Consider the following 17,171-nt stretch of genomic DNA (forward strand, 5'->3'; position numbering starts at 1 on the left):
CTGTTGAGATGACACTCGCACCGCTGATCAAGCTCAATGACGGTCACAGCATCCCGCAGCTGGGTCTGGGCACCTGGCCGCTGGACGACGAACAGGTGACTGCCGCCGTCGTACGCGCCGTGGAAGCCGGGTACCGGCACATTGACACGGCAGTGAAATACGGCAACGAAAAAGGCGTTGGCGACGGAATCAGGGCCAGCGGGGTGAATCGTGGCGAACTTTTCATCACCACCAAGCTGGATGGCCAGTTCCAGGGAAACGACCGCGCCATGGAGGGGTTGGACGGTTCCCTTGAGCGGATGGGGCTGGACTATGTGGACCTTTTGCTGATCCACTGGCCGCTCCCCCAGCGTGACGAGTACATCTCCACATGGAAAACGTTCGAGCGGCTTTTGGCGGAGGGAAAAGTCCGGTCAATCGGTGTGTCCAACTTCAAAACTGCGCATCTGGAGCGGCTGCTCGCGGAAACGGATGTGGTTCCTGCGGTGAACCAGATCCAGCTCAGCCCTGCCATCACGAGGATCGCGGAGCGGGACTTCCACACGAAGCTCGGCATTGTCACGGAGTCCTACAGTCCGCTGGGAGGCTCAGGAGGGGACCTTTTGAGCGCTCCCATCCTTGTTCAGCTGGCTGAAAAGTACGACAAAACGCCTGCCCAGGTCGTGTTGCGGTGGCATATTCAGCAGGGTCTTGTAACGATTCCCAAGTCCGGAAATCCGGAGCGGATGAGGGAGAATCTGGATGTCTTCGACTTTGCCCTGGATCCGCTTGATCTCGCGGAAATTGCCATCCTCGACGAGGGCTCCGGAGCTGGCAACGACTCGGACTCTACGGGGCACTGAAAAGGCACTGACGTGGCCTTTTTATAACGGACGGGGTTGGCAAACCGATAGTAAGCATGATTACTATTAGGGCAGAAGGATTAAGCGTTCCCGGGATCCGGGAACCTCCTTTACTTAGGAAGAGGAACGTAAAAATGGGATTTCTTGCATTTCTGATTCTCGGCCTTATCGCTGGCGCGATCGCTAAGGCGATCCTCCCGGGCAAGCAGGGTGGCGGCTGGATCATCACCCTCGTACTCGGCGTCGTTGGAGCACTGCTCGGCGGCTGGATCGGTGGAATGATCTTCGGTACCGGCCTGCAGGAGTTCTTCTCCCTGCAGACCTGGCTGCTCGCCATTGGCGGCGCCCTCATCGTGCTTCTCGTTTACGGCATGATCACCAAGCGCGGCGTCCGCAGCTAATTGCGACGCGCGCCAGGAAACCGGCCTGGGGACAAAATCCCCGGGCCGGTTTTCTATTCTCCCGGCCAGTAGGCCCGGACTGAAAACCTTCTCACGGAGCAGGAGTTCATCATGAAAAACAAACTTCTTTTGGGTATCGGGGTTGCGGCAGGCTACGTCCTGGGTTCGCGGTCCGGCCGCGAAGCGTACGAAAAGCTCAAGACCAGGGCAGCAGGCATCTGGGACAGCAAACCTGTCCAGGATAAGGTCACGGCAGCCACGGAGGCCATCAAGGAAAAGGCCCCGGATTTGGCTGACCAGTTGGGTGAGGCCGCACGGCGCGCCGGAACTGTCATTGGTTCTGCCATGCACCACGACACCACCTCGGGCAAGGGCAAGACGTCCGACGCCGGAACGCCGTCCGGCGGCACGGGCACCTCGGGCGTTGCCGCCACAGCTGGGGTTGCCGGCGCAGCCGGTGCAGGGGACCACATCCCGGCCCACAGCACGCACCCGGAAACAGTCAATCTGGGGACTTCGGATGTTGAATCCGATCCTGCCCTCAATGACGCCCAGGGCCAGGACTGGTCCGATGAAGGTGGCGCCACACCCGCCGGGGCAGCCACGAACGTGGACCCGCGAAGGGACTGATTCCGGCTTCCTGCCCGGAACGTTACGCAGGCCCGCCACTTGACACTGAGGTCAGGACGGAACTGTGCTAAAACTGTTTGACCTTGCTGGCCGTCGCGATCCTTGGGGGACGCGGCGGCCGGCAGCGTTTTGAGCGTTTTTTGCGCAGCTGTGCCTAGGACCAATCGTCCTCCTTCGTGCCAGCACCCATCAGCTTGCGGGTTTCAGCGGTTCTGCCGCCGTACTCACGCCCGCCGTCCCGCCAGGCGCCCAAGCCTCTGTTGGCGGCGATTCCAGTCGCGGGGCGGCCGACGCCGGCAATAATGTCAGACCCTCCCGGCAGACTGTTCCCATGGAAGCTTTTGGGGATCAGCTCGCCGGGTCCGGCGGTTCTACTGCCGTGCTGACGCGCCCGGCCCCGCCTGCTGCCCACGCCCCTTTGGGGGATCCGCCTGTTGCGGGCGCTTCCAGCGGCGGGACCGCCGACGCCGGCAATAATGTCAGACCCTCCCGGCAGACTGTTCCCATGGAAGCTTTTGGGGATCAGCTCGCCGGGTTCGGCGTTTCTACCGCCGTGCTGACGCGCCCGGCTCTGCCTGTTGCCCATCCCCCTGTTGGGGATCCGCCTGTTGGGGGCGCTTCCAGCGGCGGCACCGCCGACGCCGGCAATAATGTCAGACCCTCCGGGAAGACTGTTCCCATGGAAGCTTTTGGGGATCAGCTTACGGAGCACGGCGGTAGCACGGCCGTGCTGACGCGCCCGGCCCCGCCTGCTGCCCACGCCCCAGTTGGGAGCGCTTCCACCGATGGGACGGCGCCCGGCGCGCGGCTCGCCGCGTTGCTGACCGCGGCTAACGCCGTCGCCGCCGCAGCGCCCGACCGGCTCGCGATGGCCAGCTACGCAGAAGCCGCCGATTTCGCCGGCACCGTGGAGGACATCTCCCGGACCGTGGAGTACCTCCAGATCCTCGCCGCCGGGACCGTGGACAGGACCCGCAACCAGGCCATCACCGCCGCCGCAACCGCACGCACCCACACAGGCCGGGGATGGATCACCGGCTGGGACAACGGCACCGAAACCCTCAACGAAACCGACGCCATCTGGCCCGCTGGGAATCCCGGACCTGCCGGATCCATTGGATGTGTGGGGACTGCAGTTGCCGGCGCCCGGCCCGCGGCAACCGTTCCCGCGTCCCCGGCGGACGACGGGTGCGCGAACACCGCCGAGTTCCTCCGCCTCCGGCTCCGGATCGGCAAGAGCGAAGCCCACCGCCGGCTCCACCTCGCCCACGCCGCGCTGCCCGCCACCACCCTCACCGGCGACACCACCCCACCACCACGCGAACACCTCGCCGCAGGACTCACCCCCACCACCTGTGCCGACGGCGCCGGTGAGACCGAAGGTGCAGACAGTGCCTCAGGGCCCGCGCCGGCCTGCCCTGCCGTGTCCTCCCGGGCCGGGACCATCATCAGCCTCACCCTGGACCGGCTCCAACACCGCACCACCCCCGAAACCCTCACCCTGATCGAGACCGACCTCACCCGCACCGCCGCCACCACCGACCCGGACTTCCTCGCCCGCGTCGCCCGCCGCTGGTCCGACACCCTCGACGCCGACGGCACCGAACCCAGCGAAGAAGCCCTCCGCCACACCCAGGGCGCGTTCATCCGCAAACCACGCCACGGCCTGCACCACCTCGAAATCTTCGCCACCACCGACCAATACGAACCACTCCTCGCCGCCATGAACGCCGCCACCAACCCCCGCACCACCACCCCCACCACCGGCGGCAGCAGCACAGACAGCGGCACGGATGACAGCACAGCCGGCCGCACCGCTGGCAGCACCGGCCAGGACGACTGGGCGGACCCGGGCCCCGACACGGACCTGGACCGGCGCACCCGCTCCCAAAAACAACTCGACGGCATCATCGGCGCCATCAAAGCAGCACTCACCACCAACACCCTGCCCACCACCGGCGGAAACCGCCCCCAAATCCTCGCCACCATCCACTACCAGGACCTCCTCCCCCAACACCACCGCCCCGGCACCACAGAACCCGCCAACGGAACCGGCACCGGAGGACCAACCAACGGAACAGGGAACTACGCCTTCACCGGCCCCGTCACCGCCGCCACCCTGCGAAAACTCGCCTGCGACGCCGACATCATCCCCGCCCTCCTCGGCACCCACAGCGAAATCCTGGACCTCGGCCGCAAAACCCGCCTCTTCACCCCCGCCCAACGACTCGCCCTCACCGCCCGCGACCAAGGCTGCACCTTCCCCAACTGCACCATCCCCGCCCCCTGGTGCGAAGCCCACCACATCACCTACTGGTCACACAACGGCCCCACCAACACCAACAACGGCACACTCCTCTGCTCACACCACCACCACCTCATCCACAAAGAACAATGGACCATCACCACCCACAACGGCACCCCATGGTTCACACCCCCACCCCACATCGACCCCACCCAAAAACCCCAACAAAACCACTACTTCAAACCACCACCCCCACCCCTACGCGAATAGAGCTCAAACAGGCTTACTACGAACACGGTAAAGATCTGCGAGGCGCGCGTTCCAAGCCGAGCACTCCGTGGCCGGGCCCGACGGAGCCGAGTCTCCTGCGCGGACGCTCCGCGCCGAGAAAGGGACTGTCTGAATAACGGTGGATCCACGGTTGGCCTGACACGCCGGGCGTTGCCTGGCGGGGAGGACTGATCATGAGCGGAACCATGGATCCCATGGCGACTGATGTGGATCAGCAAGAGTTAGCGCAGCAGCTCCTGGCCCAGGCCAGGGAGCAGGGCATCGACCTCGTCGGCCCTGACGGGTAGTTGAACCGGCTCACGAAGAATGTCCTGGAGACCGCGCTGGAAGCGGAAATGGATGAACACCTCGGGTACGAAAAGCACGACGTGTCCGGGCGCGGGAGCGGGAACTCCCGCAACGGCACCCGCACGAAAACCGTGCTGACCGAGATCGGGCCCGTGGAGATCGATGCCCCGCGGGACACCGGCTCGACCTTCGATCCGCAGATCGTCCGCAAGCGGCAGCGCCGGCTGACCGGTGTTGACGAGATCGTGTTGTCGTTGAGCGCGAAGGGGCTCACAACCGGGGAAATCGCGGCCCACTTCGCCGAGGTGTTCGGCGCCAGGGTCTCCAAAGACACCATCTCGCGCATCACCGAGAAGGTCATCGGAGAGATGACCGAATGGCAGAACCGGCCCCTGGACCGGGTCTACCCGGTGATGTTCATCGACGCGATCCACGTCAAGGTCCGTGACGGGCAGGTCACCAACCGGCCGGTCTACGTCGCCATCGGCGTCAGCGTCAACGGCGAACGCGACATCCTCGGGCTGTGGGCAGGGGACGGCGGCGAAGGGGCAAAGTTCTGGCTCTCGGTGCTGACCGAAATCAAAAACCGCGGCGTCGAGGACGTCTGCATCGCGGTCTGCGACGGGCTCAAGGGCCTTCCCGAGGCCATCACCACGGTCTGGCAGCTCGCTGTCGTGCAGACCTGCATAGTGCACCTGATCCGCAACACCTTCCGCTATGCCGCCCGGCAGTACTGGGACGAAATGTCCCGTGATCTGCGCCCGGTCTACACGGCACCGTCCGAGGCCGCGGCGAAGGAGCGCTTCGTCGAGTTCTCGGGCAAGTGGGGCAAGCAGTATCCGGCGATCACCCGGCTGTGGGAGAACGCCCGGAGTGAGTTCGTGCCGTTTCTGGACTACGACGTGGAAATCCGGCGGGTCATCTGCAGCACCAACGCCATCGAATCCGTCAACGCCCGCTACCGGCGCGCGGTCAGGGCCCGGGGCCATTTCCCCACCGAGCAGGCCGCCCTGAAATGCCTCTACCTCGCCACCAGGGCACTAGACCCCACAGGCAAAGGCAGGGCACGATGGGCCACACGATGGAAGCCGGCGCTCAACGCCTTCGCCATCAGCTTCGACGGAAGAATCAACTAAATGCCAACCGTGGATCCACCGAAAATCGGACAGTCCCCCGAGAAACTCCGTTGCCGCGTCCGCGGGACCTCAGTCCGAGGGGCCGAGTCCGCGGGGCCGCTGTGATGGATCGACGAAGGCTGGCGGACCTGCCCAGTGGTTAGTCAGCGGTCAGCCAGTGGGCTACTCCGACAAGCCCGCCAGCGGGTTACTCAGGCAGACCAGCCGGCGGGTGGGGTAATCAAGCAGGCGGCCCGGGCTGATCAGGCAGGCGGACGAGTAGTGCCAACAACCACGGTGCCGTCGAGCTCATCAGAGCGGACTATACGGACAGCCAGTCCCGCTCGGGCCATGATCTCGGCCGTCTGGGCAGCCTGTCCTTGGCTGGTTTCGATGATGATGCTCCCGCCCGGGAGTAGCCATTCCGGCGCCCCCGCCGCAATGCGACGGTGGAAATCAAGTCCGTCCGGTCCCCCGTCGAGCGCGGTTCGTTTTTCGTGCAGACGGGCTTCCTGGGGCATGGTGTTGAGCGCGCCGGTGGGAACATAGGGGGCATTGACCGCCACGACCTGGATCTTCCCCTTTAGTGCGGCCGGCAGGGCATCAAAAAGATCGCCCAGGTGGACCGTGCCACTCGCCGGGGAAACGTTCCGGCGCGCACAGTCGACGGCGGCGGGGTCCACATCTGCGGCATGCAAGTCAATTCCCGGAATCCGGGCCGCGATTGCCGCACCAACGGCACCGGACCCGCAGCAAAGATCCACCACGACGGCGGTCGACCCTCGTTCGCGGTGTTCCAGCGGCCGCTTGGCCTGCAGTAAAGCGACCGCCTGCAGCAGGGCGACGGCCTCCTCGACTACGAGTTCTGTGCGGCTGCGGGGAACAAAAACGCCCGCGTCCAGTTCAATCCGGAGCCCGCAGAATTGTGCCCATCCCAGGACATGCTCCAGCGGGTAGCCGGCGACTCGACGTTCCACCCATGAAGCAAGTTGCGCAGGGCCCGACGCCGCGGACAGGAGGAGCTGAGCTTCTTCCTCCGCAAAGACACACCCAGCGGACCGAAGCCGTGCGCAAATGTCAGCGAAGGAAGCTGGACGCAAATCACTGGCTGGCATGGGAAGCCTTTCAGCGTCCCAGCTGCGCTCGGGTACACCCCTGGCTTTGCCGGTCCCACCAGCGGAGGGAATCAGCATCCGCAGCGACCACACGAATCTGGACCAAACGTCCCTCCCTATCTAGCGGAAACTCCATGCTAACCGACACTCCCACCAGGAGGCGTGCACTCATGGGCGGCGGCAGACTAACCCTTGGAGGCCGTTATCAAAAGACTGGATTTATTGGATGCAAGCGTTTACAGTCTGACGTGGTTCACAGTAACGGCGATCACACATCGCCCTGTAAGCCGTATCGAATCCCCGACCGCCGGATGGCCCAAAAACCATGTAAGCGGCCACCGAACAAACCACAGCCTGTAAAGCAACGCCGCTACCAGGAAGGTCTCTCCTGACGTGAAAACCCGCACCCTCAAAGGCTCCACCCCAAGCCTCCAGCCAGGCGCCCATAGCCGCCCGGCATCCAAACGCGCACCACTCCTTCGCGCCGGAGCCGGCATCCTTGCAGCGGCCGTCGCCGCCGCAACCGCGGTGCTCCCCGCCCAGGCGGCACCCGACCCCAAGGCGCCAGACCCGAATTCCGGGACGTCGTCGGCCCTCCATTCCCTCCGCGCTCCGGTAACGGACGAGAACTTCTACTTCGTCATGGCGGACCGGTTCAGCAACGGGGACACCGCCAACGACACCGGAGGGCTGGGCACCGATCCAATGGTGTCCGGCTTCGACCCCACCAAGAAGGGCTTCTACAACGGTGGAGACCTGGCCGGCCTGCTGGACAAGATCGACTACATCCAAGGCCTTGGGACCACATCCATCTGGTTGACCCCCAGTTTCAAGAACAAAGCCGTCCAGACGGAGGACAAGTCGGCTGGCTACCACGGCTACTGGGTCACCGACTTCACCCAGATCGACCCCCACCTTGGCACCAACGACGAACTGCAGGCCCTCATCGACGAGGCGCACTCGCGCGGCATGAAGGTGTACTTCGACATCATCACCAACCACACGGCGGACGTTATCGGCTACGAGGAAGGCGCCCGGAAGTCCTACATCTCCAAGGACGCCGAACCGTACAAGACGGCGGCCAGGGTGGAGTTCGACGACCGTGACTATGCCGGCTCGGAGAGTTTTCCGAAGCTCGACGCCAAAGAATCCTTCCCTTACACGCCCGTCCTGGACGCCCAGGAAAAGAACCTGAAGGTTCCCAACTGGCTGAACGATGTAACGCTTTACCATAACCGCGGCGACACCACCTTCCAGGGCGAGGACTCCTACTACGGCGACTTCTTCGGCCTGGACGATCTCTTCACCGAGCACCCCACCGTGGTGAAAGGGATGGAGGACATCTACAAGACCTGGATCGGCAAATTCGGCGTTGACGGCTTCCGGATCGACACCATGAAGCATGTCAACAACGAGTTCTGGCAGGAGTTCGGCCCGGACGTCCTCAACTACGCCCATGAACAGGGCAAGGACGAGTTCTTCATGTTCGGCGAGGTCTTCGACACCACCAAGAGCTTCACGTCGCAGTTCACCACCCGCAACCAGATGCAGGCCGTACTGGACTTCCCCTTCCAGGACGCCGCCCGCAACTTCGCCTCCAAGAGCCAGGACACCCGTTCCCTGGAGTCGTTCTTCGCCGGCGACGACTGGTACACGGACGCCGATTCCAACGTCTACCAGCTGCCCACGTTCCTGGGCAACCATGACATGGGCCGGATCGGCAGCTTCATCGCCGCCGACAACCCGGGCGCAAACGACTCGGAGCAGGTGGCCCGCGACCAGTTGGCCCACGAGCTGATGTACTTCTCGCGTGGAAATCCGGTGATCTACTACGGCGACGAGCAGGGCTTCACCGGCCCCGGCGGCGACCAGGACGCCCGGCAGACGCTCTTCGCCAGCCAGGTGCCGGAATATCTCGACGACGACCTGCTGGGTACAAACGCCACCCATGCCACAGACAACTTCGATGCCACCCACCCGCTGTACTCCAAGATCAGCCAGCTCGCTGCCCTGACCAAGGAACACCCTGCCCTGCGCGACGGCGCCCACCAGCACCGGTACGCGTCCGGAAGCTCCGGCATCTACGCGTTCTCCCGCACTGACGCGGAAGAACAGCGGGAATACGTTGTTGCCCTGAACAACAGCGAGCAGCCACAGACTGCGGACGTTCCCACCTACATCGGCAAGCGCAGTTACACGAAGATCTACGGCGATGGCGCCGCCGAGGTAAAGACCTCAGCGGAGGGGAAACTGACTGTTACCGTTCCGCCGCTGTCGGCAGTGGTCTACCAGTCCTCGGGCCGCATTCCGCACTCGAAAGCCGCACCCGCCGTCGCCCTCCAGGAACCTGCCGCGGCACCCGCGGACAACGGCCGGATCAAGGTAACGGCCGACGTCGACGGTGCCTCGTTCTATGAGGTCACCTTCGAGGCGAAAACGGCAGGCGGTGGCTGGGCGCCCATCGGCACCGATGACACCGCCCCGTACCAGGTGTTCCACGACGTTGCGGCCTTGGATGCCGGCACCGCCCTCGAATACCGGGCCACCGTACTGGACAACGGCGGCCACACCGCTACCAGCCAGTCCCGCGCAGCAGCAGTTCCCGCCCCCATCCTGACATTGCAGAAGCCCGTGGAGGGCAGCAGCGTCGAAGGTGCCGTGGAGCTGAGCGCCACCGCGGACCCCGAAAAGGCAAGCCACGTGGTGTCCTTCGAACGCAGTGTGGCAGGCGGCGCCTGGACTGCTGTTGGTTCCGATGATTCCTCACCCGTGTACTCCGTAACGGATGACCTGACACCGCTGGACCTGGCGGATGGCACGCAGGTCCAGTACCGGGCGACCATGACCGGGCCCGGCTTCAGCGTGGCCAGCGAGCCGCGGACCGTGTTTGTGGGCGAGGCCCCGCAGCCTGACTCGGTGACAGTTGCCGGCGACCTGAACCTGGAGATGGGCTGCCCAGGTAACTGGGACCCGACCTGCCAAGCGGCGTTCATGACACTGGATCCGGCGGACCACATCTGGCGGCTGACGGTGAACCTGAACGCCGGGCGGTACCAATACAAGGCGGCGCTCAACGGCAACTGGGATGTGAACTATGGCGCGGACGGAGTTCCCGGCGGGGCCAACATCGTCCTGGACCACCCTGGCGGGCCAGTCACTTTCCGCTACGACAACAGCACGCATGTCCTCAGTGCGGTCTACGCCTCACAACAGCCGCAGGCGGTGGCCATTGCTGGCAGCCTGGACGACGAACTCGGGTGTGCGGCCGATTGGGACCCCACCTGCGACCAGGCGCAGTTGACCCTGGACCCGACAACCATGGTCTGGAAGCTGGCCGTGACGAACCTGTTGGCCGGCACGTATGAGTTCAAGGCGGCGCTGAACCGCGGCTGGACAGAGAACTATGGCGCTGACGGCGTGCCCAACGGCGGCAACATCACCTACAAGCACGACGGCGGAGCGGTCACCTTCCGGTACGACCACTTCACCCACCTGCTCACGGTGGACTAGCCCGAGGAGACTAGCGGCGTCGCGGGCCTGGGTGCGGAAGCGTATGCCCCAGGCCCGCGACAACCCGCCTGATGGCAACCTCGGCAGTTGGAGGCTCGCCGAAGAACTGCCGCTGCAAAGCAGTGTCGGCGACGTACCGGCCCGACTGGAACCACTCCATCATGGCGGCCGCGTCCTTCGCCATGGGATTGACCGGAGCCAGCAGGGTCCCCGCCACCCGCAGGACACCCAGGGGAATGGACCGGACGCGGACCGGCCGGCCTGAGAGCCTGCCCATGATGTCCGCGACCTCCTGCATCCCCAATGCCCGGTCCCAGCCGATGTCGATACGCTGCCCTTCCAAGCCTGGAAGGTCGACCGCCTCTGCAAGGTAGGCGGCGACGTCGGAAGTAAGCACAAACGTCAGCGGAATCTGCGGGGAGCCCATCCACATGAGGCGCCCCTTGCTAAGGGGGTCACCGCCGAACCGCGTGACCTGGTCCAGGAACGCCCCCGGCCGCAGTGCCACAAACGGGACCCCCAGTTCCTGCAGCTTGTCCTCCGTCAGTTTCTTGTGCCAGAAATGCGGAACCTGGGGCGTCTGATCGCAGGTGAGGATGCTGGTGAAGACGAATCTCCGGATGCCTGAGCGGCTCGCTGCTTCGGCCAGGTTTGAGTTCCCCACGGAATCGGTTTTGGGGGTGTCGCCTTTGCGGTGCCTGGTGTAGCCCGCGGCCGACGTGATCACGGCGTCAACGCCCTCCATGGCCCGCAGCAGCGACCAGGCGTCCAGCATGTCGCCCCGGGCAATGTCCACGCCCGCGGCCTCAAGCCGGGAAGCGTCCGAGCCGGGACGTACCAGCGCCCTTACTTGCTTACCGCGTTTGAGCAGCTCGGTGGCGACCTGGCTGCCCAGCATGCCCGTGCCGCCCACCACCAGTACGGGTCCGTCTGCCATGGGGTGTTCCTCCTATGAACGCGCGCGCCTCAGCATCTCCGGTGGGGCGGCCAACCATCACCGACGCCGCCGTGTTCACATTGTCGTCCCAGGCAGACAGACCCGCCAGCCCCTTAAGACCGCAATGCCTCGTCCACCGCGGCCAGCAGCGAGTTGAACCGGGCATTGGTGGGCAGGTCATCGATGAGCACGGCCCGGCCGTCCGGATCGCCCAGCGGGACCTGCCAGTTCGGATACAGCGCTTCGGTGGTTCCCGGCTGGTTCTGTACGCGGCGCTCCCCCACCGCATCAACCAGTGCCACACCCAGCAATACCGACGGCGACTGGGCCAGCAGGCGGTGCAGCGCTTCTATGGTGTGTTCCTCGGTCACCGCCGGACCTGCCCCACCACTGACCGCAGCGCCGCCCTCCGGCAGCAGGCCCCGTTCCCGCAGCAGGCCCATCATTTTTTCAAGCGTGGCCACATGTTCGGCCCGTTCCTCGGCCTCGGACCGTTCCAGCAGGCCCAGTCGGCTCCGGAGGCCCACGTGGTCACCCGCGAGGTAGCCCGCGGTGGGCGGCAGGTCGTGGGTGTTCACGCTGGCGAGGGCCTGCGTCCGGTACCGTTCGGGCGGAAGGGGCGAGTCGCCGTCGTTCTCGAACCAGAGGATGGAGGTTCCCAGGATGCCGCGGGCGGCAAGGTAGTCCCGCACCCACGGCTCGAAGGTTCCGAGGTCCTCGCCGATCACCACTGCACCGGCCCGCTGGGCTTCAAGCGCCAGGATCCCGATCAGCGCCTCGTGGTCGTACCGCACATAGGCGCCTTCCCGCGGGGAGTTGCCGGCCGGGACCCACCACAGCCGGAAGAGGCCCAGAATGTGGTCAACGCGGATGCCGCCCGCGTGCCGCAGGACGCTGGCGAGCATGTTGCGGAACGGAGCGTAGCCTGCCTCGGCCAGCCGGCCCGGGTGCCACGGTGGCTGGTTCCAGTCCTGGCCGAGCTGGTTGTACATGTCCGGCGGAGCGCCCACGCTGACTCCCGGCGCCAGGACGCCGCGAAGAGTCCAGGCATCGGCACTGCTCAGGTCGACGCCCACGGCCAGATCGTGCACCACTCCCAGCCGCATCCCGGCCCGGCGGGCAGCCACTTGCGCGGCCTCCAGCTGTTCGTCGCAGATCCACTGGAGCCAGCGGTGGAACCCTATCCGGTCCGCGAGCTTGGACCGCAGGGACTCGGCTTCGGCAGAGCCAAGGGCACAGTCCGGGTCTTTCCACAGCGGATCTTCCGGTGCCAGGTCCTCGCGGATGGCCGACCAAAGTGCGAAGTCCTCCAGGCCGGACCCTGAGATCCGGCAGAACTCATCGAACGCCGCCTGCCGCGCCGGCGAGCGCCGTGCGTGGTACAGCAATTCCAGGGCCTGAAGCTTGGCGGCGTAGACCGCGTTGCGGTCCAGCCGGTCCCCGTCCCTGTTCAGGCCCTGCACCTGCTCCTGGAGCCTGTCCACCGCGGCGCGCTTCCGGGGTTTGAGGTAGGCCAGTTCGGGGATGGCCTCCACCCGGATGTAGATCGGATGGAAGAAGCGGCGCGTGGACGGGGAGTAGGGCGAGGGCTGGACCGGCGGGACAGGTTCGGCAGCGTGCAACGGGTTGACCAGGACGTAGTCGGCTCCCCGCTGGCCGCTCAAGGTGGCCAGGTCCGCGAGGTCGGCGAAGTCGCCCACGCCCCAGGAACGCTTGGACCGCACGGAATACAGCTGGGTGGCGAGTCCCCAGCCACGGCGCTCCAGCAGCGGCCCGGCAGTGGTGAGCCGCGACGGGACCACCACCAGCGCACCCTCGGACGTGACGCCGTCGGACTCTGCCTGAAGTGTGTGCCAGCCGAGCGGCAGGTGGTGCGGAAGTGCGAAGGTGGCACGGCCGGTGGGTACGCCGTCCACGTCCAGTGGCTGCACCCAGATGTCCTGCTGGGCGGCTTCCACCACCCCCGCCCCGGACTCAAGCACGATGTTCAGGCGTGCCGTGGCGCCGTCCGGGACGTGGACGGGAACCAGCGCCGTTTCGCCTTCCTGGACGACGACGGCGGGCGGCAGCATCCGCCGCCAGGGCGCCAGTTCGGCCTCGGCCAGGGCGGCTTCAATGAGGTTGTTTGTCTGGGCCTGGACGCCGAGCGATGCCAGGACCTTGACCAGGGTTTCGGGCGCTACGCTGTGCGGCAGCCCGTCCCAGCCCTGGAACGATGTGCCCACCCCGTGCGCGTCGGCAAGGCGCTGAAGCAGTTGATGGTCCAAGGGCTCATGACCTGCCGTTCCAACCGGCCCAGGGGATCCTGGCGTGCCGGAGAGTTGGGTGTGCTGCTGGTCTGGAGCCTTCATGGATGTCCGCCTCGTCTGGTGGGATGGGCCTGAACTTACCTTGTTGCGTGCCTGCTACCTGGTGCACCTGGGTTTTCACTCCCCGGCAACCGTAGGTCCGATTATTGCAGGGCAACGGTAGGCCGGTGAAAAGGACTTGCGCAGCCCCACCTTGGGTGACGGGCCATCCAGCAGAGTCCCGGCCACGAATGACTGTTACGGGTGCGCCTGGGTAACCGGCCGCTGCCCTGAGGGAATCCGTTTGTGTTGCAGGACGTTAACCCAAATGCGGGCAATACACCCGCGGTTTGATCAAGGAATGGAATGAACGCGAAATTTGTCTCAGTTGAGGACGACGCCGGCAAGGTCACCCGGTATATGCGCCATGCCAATGGAGGCGGACTCGTAGCACCGGGAGCCGTGGTTGCCGAGAACGCCCGCATCGGGCCGATGACCTATGTGGAGCATGGCGCCCACATCGGTTCCGGCTGCCGGGTAGGGCACGGGAGCTGGATCGACCGGGAAGCAAGGATCGGTGACCGGACGGTAATCGGCGACGGCGTACGCATTGGCCGTGGCACAGTAATCGGCAGCCGGGCACACATCGGCAGCCATTCGCGCATCGGCTCCGGCGTCCTGGTTGAGCATGGAATCCATCTCCACGCGGACAGTACAGTTCCCGATGGCAGCGAAATTGTGGCCGGATCACGCCCTGCCGGGCGGACGACGGCGGCGCGAACCTCTGCCGAGCATCGCCAGGCACGGAAGTCCAAAGGCCGCCTGGCCGCATAAGTTCCCCCTGCCTGTCGGCGGGGGTTTCATCAACGAAGGGAACACTCCATGGTCAGGGCAATCTGGAACGGACAGGTCATTGCCGAATCCGAGGACACGGTGATGGTGGAGGGCAACCACTATTTTCCGCGCGATGCCGTCAACGCCACCTTCCTCAAGGACAGCGACAAAACCACTGTCTGCTTCTGGAAAGGCCAGGCGAGCTACCACACGCTGGAGGTCGGCGGTCAAATGAACAGCGACGCCGCGTGGTTCTACCCCGATCCCAAGGAACCTGCGGCGTCCATCAAGGACCGCGTCGCCTTCTGGCGGGGTGTAACCATCGAAGAGTAGGCGCTGCGCGTCAGGCACGCGGCCAGACGCGTCCTGTCAGAAGAGCGCCGGCTGGCTGTCCTCGGCCACTACTGGGTCAACAGCAGAGGCGACCGGTGATGCCCAGGGTGCAGGGACGCCAGGCACCCCCGGGAGCAGCTCTTCGATGCTGGCTTGACCGGCCAGCACCGGTATCTCGGCCGCAAGTATCCCGGCTGTCGCGCCGTCGACTTCAATTCCCGCAGTTTCCACGCCAGAGAGCATAATCCAGCCCGACTCCAGCGGGGCGCCGACACTCCCCCGTGGAGTCGAACAGCAGAAACAACCCACCCCCGTTCAACTATGAGTAGGGTGAACTTGCATGAGTCTCGTAGCCACTCCTCTGGGCAGCGTCCGCGGCAGGTTCGAAGCCCCTGACGGCCTTCCGGTTCACTGTTTCCGGGGCATTCCGTACGCAGAATCCCCCGCTGGCGAAGGCCGTTTCCTCCCGCCGGTCCCGGTCCGTTCCTGGGAAGGTGTCCGCGACTGCACCGCACCCGGCGCCATGGCGCCGCAGAATCCTGATGACTTCACGCCGCCGTCGGCCGGTTTTGCCGACCTGTGGGACGAGGCCCGCTGCCTCAACCTCAATGTGTGGACCCCCGCACCGGACGGCGCCGGGCGGCCGGTGATGGTGTGGATCCACGGCGGCGCCTATCTCAGCGGATCCAACAACGGCAGCATGCACGACGGCGGGCCGCTGGCTGCCGCGACGGACGTTGTGGTGGTTGCCCTCAACTACCGGCTGGGCGCGTTTGGATTCCTTCATGTGCCGGAGCTGCTGGGACCCGGGTACGAGGACTCGTCCAACGCGGGGCTCCTGGACCAGTTGGAAGCGTTGCGGTGGGTTGTGGCGAATATCGCCGCGTTCGGCGGGAATCCGGCCAACATCACCGTGTTCGGTGAGTCTGCGGGGGCAGCGGCCGTCGGCACCCTCCTGGGCATGCCGGCGTCGGACGGGCTGTTCCGCCGCGCCATCATGCAAAGCGGCACGGCCGAGAGGTTCAGGACCGCCACCGGATCCGCGCAGGTGGCGCGGGACTTCCTCCGGCTGTGCGGACTGGACGAGGCACGAGCGGCCGAGCTGCTCACCCTGCCGGCCGCGCAGCTCCTCGAGGCCCAGAAAGCGCTCACGGACGCCGCCGCGCCGCACAGCTTCGGCGTGCCGTTGCCGTTCCAGCCCACAGTGGGGACGCCGTCCCTGCCGGAACCGCCGCTGGACGCCGTCCTGCACGGCCGGAGTTCGGCCGTGGACCTGTTGGTGGGGACCAACCTCAACGAGGGTTCGTTTGCTGTTGAAATGCGCCCGGATTTTCCCAGTGACCCGCCGCTGTTTGAGGACCGGGTGGAGCTGGTGGTCACCGGACACTTTCCGGATCCCGCCAGAGCCCGTCCCGGCTTCGCGGCCGCCCTTGCCGACAGCCTGGGGAGGGATCCTGATGGCCGGGAACAGCTGGAGGCCTGCCTGGCCGACGTGCAGTACCGCCAACCCACCAACCGGCTGCTGGATGCCCGCGAGGGATCGGCCGGCGCCACCTTCAGTTACCTGTTCACCTGGCCCAGCCCCGCGTTGGGAGGAAGGTTGGGTGCCTGCCATGCCCTGGAGATTCCGTTTGTGTTCCGGCAGACCGGCAACCGCGAAGCCAGGTTCCTGACCGGCGGAACAGCGCCGACCGGCCTGAGCCGGGCAATGAGCACGGCGTGGGCAGCATTCGCCCGTGCAGGCGCTCCGGACGCGGAGGGGCTGCCGGAATGGCCGAAATATTCATCGCCGGACCGGCACACCATGATCCTTGACGAGAGGCCCGGCGTCGAAGCCGATCCGCGCGGGTCGCTCCGGGAGTTCTGGCTGGGCTCAGCGGGCGGCGAGAGAGTTCAGGGTGTCCCGGATCCCGTTCAGGGCCGGATCCCGCAGTGACATAAAAGCGGGCTTAAGGAAGGGCTGGAGAATTTTTGCCGGGCCCTTGATCTCGAATTCGGCGGTGTAGGTGACCAGCGATCCCTGGCCGGAGGGGCCAACGTCGATGGAGTCGTAGGCTGTGACGGTCTTGTTCTCACCGCGGAGTTTGATGTGGCGGCCGGTCAGTTCGATCACCTGGTACTCGAGGGACTGGCGCTTGCCGCGGAACTCGGATTCGGCGTGGTACCGGTGGCCTACCGCCACCGGGCCGGGAGTGAGCTTGTCCATCACCGGCGTGCTGGGGTCCCACTCGCTGGTGTTCTCAAATTCAGCAAGAAAGGCGAAGGCCTTCTCGGGGGACAGTTTCGTTTCGATGGATCCGGCGACTGTGATCATTCACCCAGTGTAGGAACCCGGGCGGATC

13 protein-coding genes and 1 pseudogene are annotated in these 17,171 nt (G+C 65.5%); 9 read left to right on the forward strand and 5 right to left on the reverse strand.

Annotated elements, in window-relative coordinates:
• Positions 1-8: 8 nt before the first annotated feature.
• The 5 genes and pseudogenes from ABIA70_RS13885 to ABIA70_RS13905 all read left to right on the forward strand — a co-directional run bounded on the left by ABIA70_RS13885 (position 9) and on the right by ABIA70_RS13905 (position 5,833).
• Positions 9-842 (forward strand): aldo/keto reductase, encoded by an 834-nt coding sequence (locus ABIA70_RS13885; RefSeq protein WP_354148135.1) that lies wholly within the window; start codon positions 9-11, stop codon positions 840-842.
• A gap of 134 nt (positions 843-976) precedes the next feature.
• The gene (locus ABIA70_RS13890; protein ID WP_108599113.1) at positions 977-1,243 is read left to right on the forward strand and encodes a GlsB/YeaQ/YmgE family stress response membrane protein; all 267 of its coding nucleotides are present in this window, start codon (positions 977-979) and stop codon (positions 1,241-1,243) included.
• A gap of 111 nt (positions 1,244-1,354) precedes the next feature.
• The gene (locus ABIA70_RS13895; RefSeq protein WP_354148136.1) at positions 1,355-1,873 is read left to right on the forward strand and encodes a YtxH domain-containing protein; all 519 of its coding nucleotides are present in this window, start codon (positions 1,355-1,357) and stop codon (positions 1,871-1,873) included.
• Positions 1,874-2,552: 679 nt separating this feature from the next.
• A complete protein-coding gene (locus ABIA70_RS13900) occupies positions 2,553-4,388 on the forward strand; it encodes an HNH endonuclease signature motif containing protein (protein WP_354148137.1) in 1,836 nt (611 codons plus the stop codon).
• A gap of 206 nt (positions 4,389-4,594) precedes the next feature.
• Positions 4,595-5,833: pseudogene (locus tag ABIA70_RS13905) on the forward strand (IS256 family transposase).
• A 242-nt stretch (positions 5,834-6,075) separates the two neighbouring features.
• Here ABIA70_RS13905 and ABIA70_RS13910 read toward each other — a convergent pair.
• Positions 6,076-6,927 (reverse strand): putative protein N(5)-glutamine methyltransferase, encoded by an 852-nt coding sequence (locus tag ABIA70_RS13910; RefSeq protein ID WP_354148138.1) that lies wholly within the window; start codon positions 6,925-6,927, stop codon positions 6,076-6,078.
• A 393-nt stretch (positions 6,928-7,320) separates the two neighbouring features.
• On the opposite strand from ABIA70_RS13910, the gene ABIA70_RS13915 reads away from it, so the two are divergent.
• Positions 7,321-10,437 (forward strand): alpha-amylase family glycosyl hydrolase, encoded by a 3,117-nt coding sequence (locus tag ABIA70_RS13915; RefSeq protein WP_502917205.1) that lies wholly within the window; start codon positions 7,321-7,323, stop codon positions 10,435-10,437.
• Positions 10,438-10,447: 10 nt separating this feature from the next.
• Here ABIA70_RS13915 and ABIA70_RS13920 read toward each other — a convergent pair whose 3' ends face one another.
• A complete protein-coding gene (locus tag ABIA70_RS13920; RefSeq protein WP_354148139.1) occupies positions 10,448-11,374 on the reverse strand; it encodes an SDR family oxidoreductase in 927 nt (308 codons plus the stop codon).
• A gap of 113 nt (positions 11,375-11,487) precedes the next feature.
• Positions 11,488-13,725, reverse strand: a complete 2,238-nt coding sequence (gene malQ, locus ABIA70_RS13925; protein ID WP_354148140.1) for a 4-alpha-glucanotransferase — start codon at positions 13,723-13,725, stop codon at positions 11,488-11,490.
• 303 nt (positions 13,726-14,028) lie between these two features.
• Between malQ and ABIA70_RS13930 the strand changes: the two genes are divergently transcribed.
• Entirely contained in the window at positions 14,029-14,496 is a 468-nt protein-coding gene (locus tag ABIA70_RS13930; protein ID WP_354148141.1) for a DapH/DapD/GlmU-related protein, read from the forward strand.
• Positions 14,497-14,544: 48 nt separating this feature from the next.
• Positions 14,545-14,829, forward strand: a complete 285-nt coding sequence (locus ABIA70_RS13935; protein ID WP_354148142.1) for a DUF427 domain-containing protein — start codon at positions 14,545-14,547, stop codon at positions 14,827-14,829.
• A gap of 36 nt (positions 14,830-14,865) precedes the next feature.
• Here the strand turns inward: ABIA70_RS13935 and ABIA70_RS13940 are convergent, their stop codons facing one another.
• Complete coding sequence (locus ABIA70_RS13940; RefSeq protein ID WP_354148143.1) at positions 14,866-15,060, reverse strand: hypothetical protein; 195 nt, start codon at positions 15,058-15,060, stop codon at positions 14,866-14,868.
• A 109-nt stretch (positions 15,061-15,169) separates the two neighbouring features.
• Here ABIA70_RS13940 and ABIA70_RS13945 point away from each other — a divergent pair, with 109 nt between their 5' ends.
• Positions 15,170-16,765 (forward strand): carboxylesterase/lipase family protein, encoded by a 1,596-nt coding sequence (locus ABIA70_RS13945; RefSeq protein ID WP_354148144.1) that lies wholly within the window; start codon positions 15,170-15,172, stop codon positions 16,763-16,765.
• Here the strand turns inward: ABIA70_RS13945 and ABIA70_RS13950 are convergent.
• Positions 16,703-17,143 carry an SRPBCC family protein gene (locus ABIA70_RS13950; protein WP_354148145.1) on the reverse strand — a complete coding sequence of 147 codons (441 nt, stop codon included), beginning with the start codon at positions 17,141-17,143 and terminating at the stop codon, positions 16,703-16,705. The two genes, ABIA70_RS13945 and ABIA70_RS13950, sit on opposite strands and share 63 nt — an antisense overlap.
• Positions 17,144-17,171: the final 28 nt, after the last annotated feature.

Source organism: Arthrobacter sp. 754, from assembly GCF_040548695.1.
GTDB lineage: Bacteria > Actinomycetota > Actinomycetes > Actinomycetales > Micrococcaceae > Arthrobacter.